This window comes from Neobacillus niacini, assembly GCF_048572935.1.
Classification (GTDB): domain Bacteria; phylum Bacillota; class Bacilli; order Bacillales; family Cytobacillaceae; genus Neobacillus; species Neobacillus niacini.
The window spans coordinates 1,895,286-1,909,985 of record NZ_CP183883.1 but is presented as its reverse complement, the minus strand read 5'-3'; the positions used below and the strand labels follow the sequence as shown (position 1 = coordinate 1,909,985).

At 40.9% G+C, this 14,700-nt stretch carries 12 protein-coding genes; 1 reads left to right on the top strand and 11 read right to left on the bottom strand.

The genetic code is table 11. The annotated features are described in order from the left end of the window. The first annotated feature begins 134 nt into the window (after positions 1–134). Positions 135–2,174 carry a molybdopterin-containing oxidoreductase family protein gene (locus tag ACN6MT_RS08925; protein ID WP_419955598.1) on the top strand — a complete coding sequence of 680 codons (2,040 nt, stop codon included), beginning with the start codon at positions 135–137 and terminating at the stop codon, positions 2,172–2,174. A 109-nt stretch (positions 2,175–2,283) separates the two neighbouring features. Here ACN6MT_RS08925 and ACN6MT_RS08920 read toward each other — a convergent pair whose 3' ends face one another. From ACN6MT_RS08920 to ACN6MT_RS08870, 11 genes are all read right to left on the bottom strand, one after another. Then, a complete protein-coding gene (locus tag ACN6MT_RS08920) occupies positions 2,284–3,198 on the bottom strand; it encodes an ROK family protein (RefSeq protein ID WP_419956413.1) in 915 nt (304 codons plus the stop codon). Between the two features lie 32 nt (positions 3,199–3,230). Next, positions 3,231–4,481 (bottom strand): sugar efflux transporter, encoded by a 1,251-nt coding sequence (locus ACN6MT_RS08915; protein ID WP_419955597.1) that lies wholly within the window; start codon positions 4,479–4,481, stop codon positions 3,231–3,233. Positions 4,482–4,657: 176 nt separating this feature from the next. Beyond that, positions 4,658–6,037 carry a glycoside hydrolase family 1 protein gene (locus ACN6MT_RS08910; protein ID WP_419955596.1) on the bottom strand — a complete coding sequence of 460 codons (1,380 nt, stop codon included), beginning with the start codon at positions 6,035–6,037 and terminating at the stop codon, positions 4,658–4,660. Between the two features lie 3 nt (positions 6,038–6,040). Further along, positions 6,041–7,003: a 2-hydroxyacid dehydrogenase gene (locus tag ACN6MT_RS08905; RefSeq protein WP_419955595.1), complete on the bottom strand. Its 963-nt coding sequence runs from the start codon at positions 7,001–7,003 to the stop codon at positions 6,041–6,043. Between the two features lie 219 nt (positions 7,004–7,222). Further along, positions 7,223–8,719: an aldehyde dehydrogenase family protein gene (locus tag ACN6MT_RS08900; RefSeq protein ID WP_419955594.1), complete on the bottom strand. Its 1,497-nt coding sequence runs from the start codon at positions 8,717–8,719 to the stop codon at positions 7,223–7,225. Between the two features lie 17 nt (positions 8,720–8,736). Then, positions 8,737–9,936 (bottom strand): iron-containing alcohol dehydrogenase, encoded by a 1,200-nt coding sequence (locus ACN6MT_RS08895; RefSeq protein WP_419955593.1) that lies wholly within the window; start codon positions 9,934–9,936, stop codon positions 8,737–8,739. After that, positions 9,936–11,036 carry an Ldh family oxidoreductase gene (locus ACN6MT_RS08890; protein ID WP_419955592.1) on the bottom strand — a complete coding sequence of 367 codons (1,101 nt, stop codon included), beginning with the start codon at positions 11,034–11,036 and terminating at the stop codon, positions 9,936–9,938. The genes ACN6MT_RS08895 and ACN6MT_RS08890 overlap by 1 nt, the downstream gene beginning before the upstream one ends. After that, entirely contained in the window at positions 11,014–11,709 is a 696-nt protein-coding gene (locus ACN6MT_RS08885) for an RraA family protein (RefSeq protein WP_419955591.1), read from the bottom strand. The genes ACN6MT_RS08890 and ACN6MT_RS08885 overlap by 23 nt, the downstream gene beginning before the upstream one ends. A 34-nt stretch (positions 11,710–11,743) precedes the next feature. Next, on the bottom strand, positions 11,744–12,802 hold the full coding sequence (locus ACN6MT_RS08880; protein WP_419955590.1) for a LacI family DNA-binding transcriptional regulator: 1,059 nt from the start codon (positions 12,800–12,802) through the stop codon (positions 11,744–11,746). 55 nt (positions 12,803–12,857) lie between these two features. After that, on the bottom strand, positions 12,858–13,760 hold the full coding sequence (locus ACN6MT_RS08875) for a carbohydrate ABC transporter permease (RefSeq protein WP_419955589.1): 903 nt from the start codon (positions 13,758–13,760) through the stop codon (positions 12,858–12,860). Between the two features lie 10 nt (positions 13,761–13,770). Then, on the bottom strand, positions 13,771–14,661 hold the full coding sequence (locus tag ACN6MT_RS08870) for a carbohydrate ABC transporter permease (protein WP_419955588.1): 891 nt from the start codon (positions 14,659–14,661) through the stop codon (positions 13,771–13,773). Positions 14,662–14,700 lie beyond the last annotated feature (39 nt).

The window sequence follows — 14,700 nt, the reverse complement described above, 5'->3', positions numbered from 1 at the left end:
AGTCATTTTTACATTAAAGAAAATTTTATGCACTTCATCACCTTCATAGCTGTCATATCATGAAAAAAAATATACAATGATGTATAAATGGTGCCTGTCACCCAAAGGTGTTACCACAGGGGAGGAGACTCTATATGGAGAAACAAGGGGTTTTTAAATCGGTTTGCCCGTTAGATTGTCCAGATCAATGCGGTTTGCTGATACATAAAGTTGATGGAAAAGTGGTAAAAGTGGAAGGCGATTCAGATCATCCTGTGACGAAGGGGAATATTTGTAATAAGGTTCGGCATATGGCGGAACGGCTTTATGATGAGAACCGCTTAGAATATCCTATGCAAAGGGTTGGAGCTAAAGGTGAAGGTAAATTTGAACGGATCAGCTGGGATGAAGCCATCGCTACCATAACCTCCAAGTGGAAATCAATTATCGAAACGGATGGTCCAGAAAGTATTCTCCCTTATAGCTTTTATGGGAACATGGGACATCTGAATGCCGAAGGGATGGACCGACGTTTCTTTCACCGTTTAGGAGCATCACAATTGGACCGGAGTATTTGTTCCTCAGCCGGCTTTGTTGGATATAGATACACGATGGGCGGCGGCTTCGGCATTGACCCAGAAGATACGATTCATTCCAAGCTCATTATTTTTTGGGGGATTAACGCAGCTAGTACCAATATGCACCAAGTGGCGCTTGCACAGAAAGCCCGCAAACAAAATGGGGCTAAAATCATTGTCATAGACGTCCATAAAAATCAGACCGGAAGATTAGCAGATTGGTTTATTCCGATTTTGCCAGGGACTGATACAGCACTGGCACTAGGAATCATGCATATTTTATTTGCTGAAAATAGCGTAGACGACTCCTTCTTACACCAATATACAGTTGGCTATGAGGAACTGCGCGAGCATGTTTTGCAATATGACCCTATTACGGTATCAACAATCACGGGAGTTCCTGTTGAGGATATTTATAGGCTTGCTAGAATGTATGGCAGTACCTCGCCTTCCTTTATTCGGATTGGCAACGGTCCGCAGCATCATGACAATGGCGGAATGTTCGTCCGTACAGTTTCATGTCTTCCTGCTCTTACGGGTCAATGGCTCATTAAAGGCGGCGGTGCGATTAAAGGAAATTCAGGATATCTCGCACTGAACACAACAAAATTGCAGCTTCCGCGGTTATTGAAGCATAAACAGACAAGGGTCATTAACATGAATAAGATTGGTGAGGCTTTGCTGACCTTAGATCCTCCTGTGAAATCCTTATATGTTTATAGCAGTAACCCAGCGGTAGTAGCTCCAGATGGCAATAAGGTAAGGAAAGGGCTTGAGAGAGAGGAATTATTCGTGGTCGTTCATGATTTATTTTTAACGGAGACGGCCAAATATGCTGACATTGTATTGCCTGCAACATCGTCTTTTGAGAATACAGATGTCTATACATCCTACTGGCACCATTACATTCAAATTCAGCAGCCAGTAATAGATGTTTACGGAGAGTCAAAATCCAATGTCGACGTATTCCGTTTGCTGGCAAAAGGAATGGGCTTTAAAGAAGCTGCATTTGAAGACTCAGACGCAGAAATGATCAAGCAAGCCCTAGACCAACCTGCGAATCCCTATTTGGTTGGAATCAATTATGAAAGTTTAGTAGAGAGGCAGTTTCTAAAAGCGAAGGTACAACCACTGTTTCCAGGAAAGTTGCGCACACCGAGCAGGAAAATTGAGTTGTACTCAAAGAGGATGAAAGCAAACGGATATCCTCCACTGCCAACCTATATTCCTTTAGAAAATGACGGAGACCATCCTTATCATTTTATACCAGCACCTAATCATAATTTCATAAACTCTACCTTTTCCAATAATCACAAACACATTGGCCTTGAAAAAGAACCCCGATTGCATATGAACAGTAAGGATGCTGAGGCTTCGGGGATTGAGGACGGGGATTTGGTTCGTGTCTGGAACCAGCGCGGGGAATGTATACTAAAAGCGATAGTAGGAGAAAATGTCCTTCCAGGCGTGGTCGCTACCCAAGGACTCTGGTCAGACATTGAAGGCACAAAACAACTCGTCAACAACCTGACACCAGACCGAATCGCCGACATGGGCGGCGGTGCAACCTTCTTCTCTGGACGGGTCAGCGTGAACAAAATATACAGTCATGTATAAACGGTGACAGGCACCACCGACGGGCACCACCGACGGCACCGTAAACCCCCAAACAGATTATCTGCTTGGGGGTTTCATATTAGGGTGGTTTTCCTGTGACGGTGTTCATTTAGTTTCTTATTTTGCTTTCATTTCTCCTTTGCAGGAAGTGGTATAGCACTCCGATTAGGTTGGAATCATTTCCAAATTGGCATTTTTCTACTTTGACGTCCAGAGTATGGATGTTATTTTTCATTTGGCTTAGTGCTTCGTTGATTTTGTCAATAAGGTCCGCTCGTTCGCTGATGGCGCCGCCAATTAATACTTTCTCTGGATCAATAGCATACTGCAGGTTAAATATTCCAACCGCAAGACGTTTGATAAATTTATTGATTTCATCTTGCACTTCTTCATCACCATCATCCGCGATTTGGAACACCTTTTTTCCATCCAGTGAGAGTGGCTTCAATCCCTTTCGTTTCGCCACTCTCCTAATCAAAGCACCTGTAGCTCCTAATGCACTCCACGCTTCTCCTATAGGCTGCTCCAAATAGTCTTCCATAACCATGAAACCAAATTCCCCGCCATGCAGATTTTTACCTCGGCGAATCTTTTTATCTATCACTAATGCGCCGCCAATTCCAGTACCCACTACGATGCAGATATAATCCTTTACCATCTTTGCTGCACCGAGCCAGCCTTCTGCCAAACCTGCACAATTGGCGTCATTTTCAAGTTCCACTGGTAAATAAGTAACATCCTGAATAAGCTTTTTAATATTTGGTCCATGCAAATAAGGGATGGCACTAGCTCCTTCGATATGTCCATTTTCAACATCCACTGCTCCTGGCACACTTAGTGCGATCCCTTTTATATCTGCCTTTTGCTCATAGCCTTTGACAATGAGATGAATGGTATCAACAAATGCCTCCAGACCCTCTTTTGGAGTTGGAATAGAAGACTTTTCGATAAATAATCCTGTTTCATCCATTAGGGCATATTTAATAGCAGATCCTCCAACATCAAAAACTGCATAGTAATTCACCAATTATTACTACCCCCAGTCTCCCATATTTTTTATAACTCCTGAACTTTTGGTTTGCCCTTGGAACTCTTAATTTTCTCATTTCCAAAGAAAGTAAAAATCAGAAAGCCAACTCCAGCAAAAAACGAATAAATATTGATCATATTTTCATAGCTTATAAACTCTGAAAACAGTCCGAACAACAGATAGCCAACAGTGGATCCAATTTTGGTTACATTCATATAGAGAGTGGTTGCCGTACCCGGTGCCTCAGGAATAAAATCCTGAAAATAAGATATGGCTAGACCTGCAGTAATGGAAACATGAGCTGCACTTATCAATTGAAGCGGATAAATTTGCCAAGGCTCTGTAACAAACCCAAGCAAAAGGAAATAAGTGAAAGCTAAACCATATCCAATTTTCACCAATAGGGCGTTATCGGTTCGTGTTGCCCACACACCGATAGCAATCATCATTGGAACCTCAAAAACTGGAGGTACACTAAAAATCACCCCTACATCCATTTCCGATCCATTCAATACTTTCGTAACGAATTGGGGCATATTTAACATATGGATAGAGGTTGCTGCAGATAGCAATAATGCAGCGGCAAGATTTACAAAAATATGCGGCTTGACGATCCATCTAGTTACCTTAATCTTATCTTTATCAGTTAATACCTGCTTGGCAACATCCTTTAATAAAAAAACAATGGTTAACAGTGCTAGCAAATGGCTTGCAGCTACCATTAAAAACAGCCCCTTAAAACCGATCGTTAAAAGCAGCCATGCTCCTAAGGCTGGTCCCACCGTCCAGGAAAGAGCAAAAAACATGCGGAAAACATTCATGATTAATGGAGTTTTGCTGCTTGGTATGTTGTTTTCCCTCAGGATATCACGAGCATAGGCCCATAATTGGGGAACGGAAGCGGCCGTTGCCCCAAGCAGAAAAAAGGCCGTAAATGCCAGTGCAAAATAATTTCTCAAAAAAGCAAAGCATGTATAGCCTAACACTCCTGTCAGGGACGTTAGGATTAACAGCCTTTTCCTGCTCATACTAGTATCAGACCTTTTGGCGATCAAACTGCTAATCGATACGCCGCCTATGGCCAAAAGAGTCATAAAAAATCCAAAGGCTGTATTACTCATTCCGACCTCATCAATCCCGAATAACGAGGAAAAAGGTACAAAAAAGGATGTCGATAATCCAAAGTTAAAATTTAATAAGAATAGGACTGGAAAAGAAGGAATTCTCCATACAAACAAAACGTTTTCTTTCAGGATGGAAAATACAGGTTTCTTCATGATTAAAAATCAATCCTATCCATTTAGTTGTGTCGGGCTTAATCATCCAAACAAGCTTTGTGTTTCTTATGATTCAATTACTACACTTCAAAATCACTCGATACTAATTGATTTAACATAGGCGGTTTCGTAATCCTCCAGTTGAATTCCAACTAGACGTTATCAGCCAAAACAATTTACTTAAAATCTAATTCCGCTCCGTTTGTTGCAATTACGCGTTTATACCAATCAAAACTCTTTTTCTTATACCGCCTTAAATCTCGTAAATCTGTTTCGCCACGGTTAACATAAATGAAGCCATACCGTTTCTCAAATTGACCTCCAGAGCTAATAAGATCCGTGGAACCCCAAGTAAGATAGCCGAAAACGTCGACTCCCTCTTCTATTGCAAGCTTCATCTGCTTAATATGTTCACTTAAATACTGAATACGATAATCGTCGACTACAGTGTTAGTTTCATTTAATTCTTCGCGGACACCAATTCCATTTTCTGTTATAAAAATTGGCAGGCGATAACGAGCATGCATATCTTTTAAGGCTACTCTTAGTCCAATGGGGTCAATGGACCAGCCCCATTCATTTGCTTTTAAATGGGGATTTGGAGTAACCCCTTCAATAAGATGGCTGCCATTGATGATTTCCGCACTCACCGTTTGGCTTTGATAGTAGCTGATACTTAAATAATCAACGGTGTTTGCCTTTAATAACTCTGCATCACCATCTTCAAATACAGGCATAATTCCTTTTCTTTTCAAGTTACGTGTCACGTAAGTCGGATATTCTCCATGGCTAAAAACATCAAAATAAAAATCAATTAAAAGCTCTTTTGCTTTCATATTAGCAATGGCATCTTCAGGCTTACAGGTATTGGGATAGGTAGCCATATAGGTAACCATACCCGCCATTTGCCCTCCTGGTACAAGTTCATGAAGCGATTGAACCGCTTTGGCGTGTGCAATAAAAGCATTATGGGTGACTTGATAGCGTAAAGCTTCTTCATTTTCTGCACCCTCTGTTTTTACACCCCAAAATTGAGGGTTTGTTACTACAAGATTTTGCTCGTTAAAGGTTAGCCAATATTTTACCTTGTTCCTGTAGCGCGTAAACACCGTTCTTGCGTAAGTATGAAATAACTCCACCACTTTTCGGGAAGCGAAGCCGTTATATTTTTCTGCCAGCGCAAGCGGTAAATCAAAATGGTAAAGGGTCACAATCGGTTGAATTCCATTTGCAAGCAACTCATCAAACAAATCATCATAAAACTGCAGGCCCTTTTCATTTACTTCACCTTCACCGTCTGGAAAAATTCTTGACCAAGATATACTCGTCCGGTAAGCAGTAAAGCCTAATTCTTTAAACAAAGCAATATCTTCTTTATAACGATGATAGAAATCAACGGCAACCTTCCAGTCAGATTGTCCTTCCTTAACTGGACGAGCGTCGACAATGGAAGGCCCCTTTCCATCTTCATTCCAGGCACCTTCCGTCTGAAAGGAGGTCACTGCCCCTCCCCAAAAAAATCCATCTGGTATCACATTCCCATGTTTATTTTCCATATTTCACACCACCACGTGTTTAGGAGATTGATTTTGAAGCACCAATAGCAGGTTATCTGCTGCTAAATCGGCCATTTTCATTCTTGTCTTAATACTGGCGCTGCCAATGTGAGGTAATGTGACTACATTCGGAAGAGAAAGCAATGGGTGATCAAGTGAAACAGGCTCTTGTTCAAAAACATCAAGTCCTGCAGCCCATATTTCTCCTTTTTTTAATGCATGAAAAAGGGCTTCCTCATTTACAATTCCACCACGTGCGGTATTAATTAAAATCGCAGTGTTTTTCATTAAGGATAATTCACGGGAACCAATAAGATTTTTTGTTTCTGGAGTGTAAGGCGTCATAATACATATAAAATCGGACTGCTTTAATAATGAGTCCATTTCTGTAAAGGTTAGATTCAATTCTTCCTCTAAATCGTACTTGCGGCTGCGGTTATAGTAAAGGATATCCATGTCAAAGCCACGTGCTCTTTTGGCAAGTGATGCGCCAATTCTTCCCATTCCAATAATACCTAAAGTAGCCCCGTAAATATCCTGCCCGGTTAATTGCATAGGAGACCAGGTTTTCCAATTCCCGCTTCTTAAATAATCCGAGGACTCTATTAATCTCCTTGAAGCAGCCATCAGGAGTGCAAATGTTAAATCAGCAGTTGTCTCAGTTAAAACACCAGGTGTATTTGTGACGGTAATACCTTTTTCCTTTGCAGCCTTAATATCGACATTGTTGTAGCCAACCGCCATGTTGCTGATCACCTTCAACTGTTCAGCTTTTCCTAGTAACTCCCTGTCAATATTCTCTGTAAGCAAGCAGAACAGTCCCTCTACATCTTTAATTTCTTCTTCTAACACCGCGCGTGGTACAGGAATATCAGCTTCGTCCCACATCCTGACTTGACAATAATCTTCTATCTTAGTCACAATCTCTGCCGGTACTTTTCTCGTAATATATACCTTTGGTTTCATCTCGTGGTCCTTCCTTTCCCATACTCTCTACTGGTTTTAACCCTCAATCTTATATGGCCTCACATATATCTTTTGCAGAAATAGACCCTTTAATCGGATCTGAAGCAATGACTACTTTCATCTCTATCCCTTCTTAACTTTTTCACAAAAAAAGGAACAGGAACAGTCAGCCATAAAATTCCGGATAACTGTGCCTGTATAGATGGTTACCTTAATAGATTAATATTCAAAGTAAATCACTTTTAAATCCGTAAAAAACTCCACATTCGAACTGCCGATTGAAAATGCTCCGGCACCCGATTGCTTTACTCCTCCAAATGGAGCATGAGCTGCACTAGCTGTACCATGATTAATATGAACCATCCCTGCTTCAACATCTTCAGCAAATTGATAAGCAGAGGAAACTTTATCAGTGAAAATAGAAGCCGCCAATCCATATTCCACATTATTCGCCACTTCTAGTGCTTCTGTCTTATTTTCCACCTCAATCACACAAAGAACGGGTCCAAAGATCTCTTCCTTTGCCACTCGCATTTCTGGAGTAACCAAATCTAAAAGGGCTGGTTTCATGAAGGCTCCTTCGGAGAATTCGCCCTCGGTCAAAACTTCGCCTCCAAAACGAAGGCGGGCACCTTCTTCCAAACCAACTTTAATATATTCTTGAACAGAATCTAAATGTCTCTTATTAATAAGGGGACCCATCGTAGCACCTGATTCCCAGGCTGACCCTACTTTTATTTTCATCATTTCTTGAAGAAGCGCTTCTGTAATCTCTTCCCTCTTCTCTTTGACCACAATAACACGGCTAATAGAAGTACAGCGCTGACCGCTAGCCGCAAATGCAGCGGAAACAATTTGTTTTGCAACAGCTGCAGGATCTGTATAATCTAGAACGACAGCCGGATTCTTACCGCCAAGCTCAAGCTGGGTTTTCGCTAATCGTCCTGCTGCCTTCTGGTTGATTTCTAGACCTAGGTTAGAGGAACCTGTGAAGCTAATTCCTTTTACAAGCGGATGATTCACGAGCGGGTCACCAACCTTTGAACCACTGCCGACAACTAGATTGACAACACCATTTGGTACACCTGCTTCTGCTAATAATTCCATCAGCTTTACTGATGTCCAAGGTGTTACCGAAGCTGGCTTATAGACAACGGTACAGCCATATGCCAGAGCGGGAGCAATTTTTCTAACAGGCGTGACAACCGGGAAGTTCCAAGGAGCAATGGCTGCAATAACACCTATTGGCTTGCGAATGGTAGAACTCCAAACATTGCTTCGTTCACCCGGAAGCGTACTTCCCTCAATGCGAAATGCTTCTCCTCCACAAAACCGTGCTTCTTTTGCTGCACGGTATACCTCACCTTTAGACTCAGCCAGCGTTTTACCCTGTTCAGCAGAAAGCATGTAGGCTAATTCTTCCACATTTTTTTCAAGCAAATCTGCTAGACGGAATAAAATCGCTCCCCTGTCTGGTCCAGGAAGCTTGGACCAACTCTTAAAGGCTTCGTTCGCCGCTTCTACCGCTTGATTGACATCATTTTCTACTGAATCCTGAAACATTCCTAACAGTTGATTATTTTTTGCTGAATTGTAAATCGGGAAGGTCTTCCCACTTGAACTCTTTACCCATTCACCATTAATAAAGTTACCGTATTCCTTTTTCTCACTTTCTCTTAACCAGTCAACCATACTCGAAGTCGCTGCTACAGTCATGGTAATCACTCCAAATTTTATAGATTATTGATCAATACTTTTTCTTTTACGTTAGGAACCATAAGTGCCCTGCAAATATTCTTCAAGTCTTCCTTAGTTGTTTTAACAGGATTAACTGGCACATTACCAGACAAAATGGCTTCATCGACAATCAAGTCAAGGTGTTCTTCTGTGACACCATAATCTGATAAAGTTTGTGTAATACCAATATCTTTATTTAATTGGCGAATCGCAGATACTGATCGCTCAGCTGCTTCTCTTACTGACAATGAATCTGTGTTTTCACCAAAGATTCTCGCGATTTCTGCAAATTTATGTGGATTTCCAATAATATTAAACTTCATTACCTCAGGTAAAAGAATGGCGTTAACAACACCGTGTGGAATTTTAAAATAGGCTCCAAGCGGCATAGCAAGAGCGTGTGCCAATCCCAGCCTTGTGGTATTGAACGCCATCGCAGCAATTGTGCTTGCCAAAAGCATATCATGGCGAGCCTCGATATTTTCACCTTGAACAACTGCCAATCTAAGGCTTTTTGCGATAAGAGTCATAGCTTGAATGGACAGCGCTTCTGAGATCGGCTGGGTAGCTTTATTTACATACGATTCTAGTGCATGTGTTAAGGCATCCATTCCGGTGGAAGCGGTGAGATGAGGTGGTAATGTAACGGTCAACTCCGGATCACACAGAGCTAGAGCAGGACAATTATACATGCTGCCAACACTTAATTTTGCTTGTGCAGTTTTATCGGATAATACAGAAAATCTTGTCATTTCACTCCCTGTCCCTGCAGTAGTCGGAATCGCAATAACAGGAGCACCAGGTCCTGGTACCAAATCAATTCCAATATAATCACGAATATTGCCAGGATTTTTTAACATCAGCCCAATGGCTTTTGCCGTATCAAGAGCACTTCCGCCGCCAACACCGACAACAAGATCACATCCGTTTTCTTTAGCAAGTTCAGTACCGCTATCCACCGACTCAATCGTTGCCTCCATGCCGACTTCTGTAAAGATGGTATATGGAATTCCAGCAGTCTCAAGCGGAGCTTCCAATCTTTGAACAATCCCCGCATGCAATACACCTGGGTCGCCGACAATTAAGACCTTTGTTCCGCCTAGCTTCAATACATGTTCATTCAATTTATTTACATAGCCCCTGCCAAATTCTATTGCTGTCGGAACCTCATAACGAAAATTAGTTAATGTCATCATTAGTTAATTACCTCCTTGTGCTCTAGAACATTTTTTTCTATAAATGCAGCTTTTGATAGATCGACCGCATATCTTTTTCCAATTTCATAAAGTTCTTTCACTACTTTATCGGGGAGTTCAATACCATTTTGCTGACGCTCTAACGTCTTTCGTAATTCAAGTTCTCCAGGGATGAGAATTTCTTCAACACCATCTGCTTTAGGTTCCGCCTTAATTTCAGATATGTAGCGATCCATCCGTTCCTTGAACAATTCAATTGGGATAAAACGGTTAATATCAATAGCGATAAAAATATGGCCTACGTTTTGGGGCTTCTCCCAATTCTCATACATATTGTTTACGTACTTACCGAAGCCCGCACCTGTTAAGACACCAGCTAAAATATCTATAAACATTGAAATTGCGTAACCTTTAGGGCCACCTACTGGAAGAACAGCCCCGTCTAGCGCTGCCTCGGCATTTGTCGTTGGAATTCCGTCCTTATCCACTGCCCATCCTAGTGGAATCTCTTCGCCTTTTTGAGAAGCAACAATAATTTTTCCTCGTGCGACAACACTTGTAGCCATATCTAACAAAAATGGGGGCTCATTTCCCGCAGGTACACCAATCGCCAATGGATTTGTTCCGATGAACGGTCGTTTCCCTCCCGTTGGTGGCATGGTTTGTGAGGCATTAGACATCACCAATAAAATCATGTCTTTCTCTATGGCCTTTAATGCATAGTAAGCACCAGTCCCAAAGTGATTCGAGCCTTTTACCCCTACGATAGCAGCTCCCCGTTCTTTTGCTTTTTCCAAAGCAATCTCAACCGCCTTTTTCCCGACTACCGCTCCGATATTGTTGTTTCCATTTACTAACACTGTTGCAAAATCCTCTGACTCCACTGTAGGGACAGCAAAAGGATTCATCATGTTTTTTTCAATTCTTTCTATATATATAGCTGTTCGGACAACACCATGGGAATCGACACCGCGCAGATCTGCTTGAATTAAGGATTCAGCTACAGTTTCAGCATTTTCTTTCGAAACCCCTGCGTTTTTAAACACCTGGAAACAAAATTGCTGTAGTTTTTCCCAATCAAACCTGTTTGGCAAGGTCATTCAGCTCACAGCCTCTCTGCTTTAGTGTTTCATCTACCCAGCTTCTATCTATTGTACCGTTTTCAATAGAATCTAAGATTTCCTTTTCACGAATCTCCTGAGCTTTGACCTTGTGAAGAACCTCTTCTGCGAATTCATATGGAACCACTGCCAAGCCATCCTCGTCACCGACAATTAAATCCCCTGGATGAACAAGCATGCCATCAACTACAATCGGGACGTTAACTTCACCTGGACCATCCTTATAAGGCCCGCGATGAGTCACACCTTTAGCATATACGGGGAAATTGTCTCTTTCGAACGCACCCAAGTCTCTAATGGCGCCATCAATAACAAAGCCGGTAATCCCTTTTTTTCTAGCAATCTGCATCATAATTTCTCCAACAATGGAGTTGGTAGTATCCCCGCCTGCATCTACAACAATAACATCACCCGGCTCTGCCATATCAATCGCTTTGTGAACCAGCAGATTATCACCAGGTCTAGTTCTCACTGTCAAGGCAGTTCCTAACAATCTGCCTTCTTTATGGTAAGGGCGTAGATTACTGCCTATAGCATAGACCCTATTTAAATTATCACTAATGTGAGGAGTGACAACATTTCGATATTGCTCGACAACTGACCTTTCTACTTTCCTTTTCATAGGTAAAATTCTAAACCCGATATTAGCCATGTATTACTCCTCCTTTTTTGATCACAACCCAGTTTTAAAGATTCGTGTACTTCGCTGAATGGGCGCTACCGCTCTTTGTTGCTCCACATGAATCTCGAATAATTAGTGATGGAGCTAAGGAAACAATTTCTGATTCTATCTTCTTTCTATCTTTCTTTGATTCAATCATTTGAATCAATTTTCTAGCTGCCATTTCTCCCATTTCATAAGCAGGCTGCTTGACGGTGGTTAGGGATGGATTTAGGTACTTCGACCAAACTGTTTCATCATAACCAACCAAAGCAATATCGTCCGGAATCTTCCTGTTAATCTTATTAATTCCCTCTAGGACTTCCAGTGTCATGAGTGAATTTGTAGAAAAAATTGCATCGGGTGGGTTACTCCTGGTCAGCAGTTTTCGAACCGCTTCCTCCACTTCCCCTTTTTTCTCATTTATAACCTCGATTAATGAAGGATCAATTTCTATTCCGTTCTCTGTAAGTGCTTGCTTGTAACCTTCTAATCTTTCAATTCTTGGACTCACCCCATCAGGTGGATAGAGAAAAATCGCGATTTTCTTTCTAGCCGATGTAATTAAATGATTAACAGCTAATTTTGCACCTTCAATATTATTAACGGTGATGGTGTTTACATCCATTCCATAGATTTTCCGATTTATGGCAACAAAGGGAAATCCATTATTCGTAAACTTTTGATATAGTTCAATGTTTTGGAGTGTAGGATTCACCAGCATTCCATCCAATTGACGACTTTCAAAAGATCGAAAATGCTCTTCTTCCAATGCTGCATTATCATTTGAATTGAAGATCATTAGATGATAACCAAGGTGATGACAAGTGTCTTCAACCCCTTCAAGTACATTTGCCCAAAAAGGATTTTGCAAATTGGATAAAATTATCCCAATAATATTTGTTTTGGTAAGTTTTAAACTCCTAGCCAATGCATTGGGTTTATAATCCAGTTCTTCAATTACTTTTAACACTCTTTTTACCGTTTCTTCGGTGTTCTGTTCATAGTTACCATTAATAATCCGTGATACCGTTGATTTGGAGACTTTAGCCATTTTAGCAACATCTGCAATCGTTAGTTTCATATAATAACCCCATTAGTAGAGTAATTTGGTGGAAAAATTTACTATCACTATAATTTTACCCCTTAACTCCACCAGCTGTAATACCTTCAATCAAATATTTCTGGAAGAAGATAAATACTGCAAACAAGGGAATTAATGATACTGTAGACATTGCGAATAATGATCCCCAAGAGCTTTCCCCCATAGAGTCTACAAACATCCTTAGTCCCACTGCTACTGTGTGTAATTTGATATCGCTTAAATAAAGAAGCTGTGAGAAGAAGTCATTCCATGTCCAAATAAAGGTAAAGATCATCGTTGTAATTAATGCAGGTAAAGATAGCGGCAAAATCAGTTTCCAGTAGATTCTGATTGGCCCGCACCCATCCATTTTCGCTGCTTCTTCTAATTCAAGCGGAATAGTACGCATAAACTGGACCATTAAGAAAATAAAGAACCCTTCTGTTGCTAAAAATTTAGGTAAAGTCAGTGGCAGAAACGTATTGATCCACTCCAATTTATTAAACATAATGTATTGGGGGATAACCGTAACATGGAATGGCAGCATCAAGGTTATCAGCATGATGGCAAATAACACCTTTTTGAACGCAAAGTCTAGTCTTGAGAATGCATAGGCTGCCATGGAACAAGAAATAACATTTCCAATAATCGCCATAGTGCAGATGAAAAGGGAATTTTTAAAAAAGGTTGCAAACGTATATCCTGATATACCATTCCAGCCTTTAATATAGTTGTCAAAGATGATTTCTTTTGGAAAAAAGGACGTGCCTTTGAAAATATCTACATTATCTTTAAAAGAACTGCTTACCATCCAAAGAAGGGGATAGAGCATGATGATTCCAATTGCGATGATGATGATATGCGTAAGGATTATCGACAGTTTCACCTTACTTTTCTTCACTTCTGTTTTTACAATATCAATATTGTTGGTTTGAATAACTGCTTTACTTGTTTCCATTTTCTCCCCCCTATTCTTGGTAAAACACCCATTTTTTCGATGTACCAAAAATGATTGCTGTAATGATGGCAATTGCGATAAGTAAAATCCAGGCCATTGCGGCTGCATAGCCCATATCGAAATGTGTAAATGCCTTTTGGTAGAGGTATAAAGTGTAGAATAAGGTTGAGTCTAATGGCCCCCCTTCCCCACCGCTGACAATATAGGCTGGAGTAAATGCCTGAAAGGCATGAATGATTTGCATAATGAGATTAAAGAGAACAATCGGTGAGATCATTGGGAGCGTAATCTTGAAAAATTGTTTGATTTTGCTCGCTCCATCAATTCTAGCCGCTTCGTATAACTCCAATGGCACTTGTTTTAAACCTGCTAAAAAGATTACCATCGGTGCACCGAACTGCCATACAGCTAAAATGACAAGTGTATAAAGAGCGGTGTCAGGTGAGGAGATCCAATTGGTGCCTTCAATTCCAAATAAAGCAAGCCCGCGATTAATTAATCCTTCGCCGCCAAACAGCTGACGCCATAATAATGCAACCGCAACACTGCCGCCAAATAAAGAAGGAACATAATAGACTGCCCGGTAAAATTTTAGTCCTCTTAAACCACGATTTAGAAGAAGAGCAACTCCTAGGGCAAACATAAGCTGCAGCGGTACACTCAACATCACGTAGATAGTTGTTACTTTGATACTCGCTAGATACTTAGAGTCTTCGAACATTTGCGTATAATTTTCCATACCAGTCCATACCGGAGAAGTAAACATGTCATAATTAGTAAATGATAGATAGAGAGATGTTACCATTGGAATTAAACTGAGACCCAATAAGCCAATAAGCCATGGACTAAGAAACATATAAGCCACCGCATTTCTTCTCCAAGCTTTCTTAAACGTTTGCATAACCCAACTCCCCCTTCGTATGTAATTTAATGGAATGGA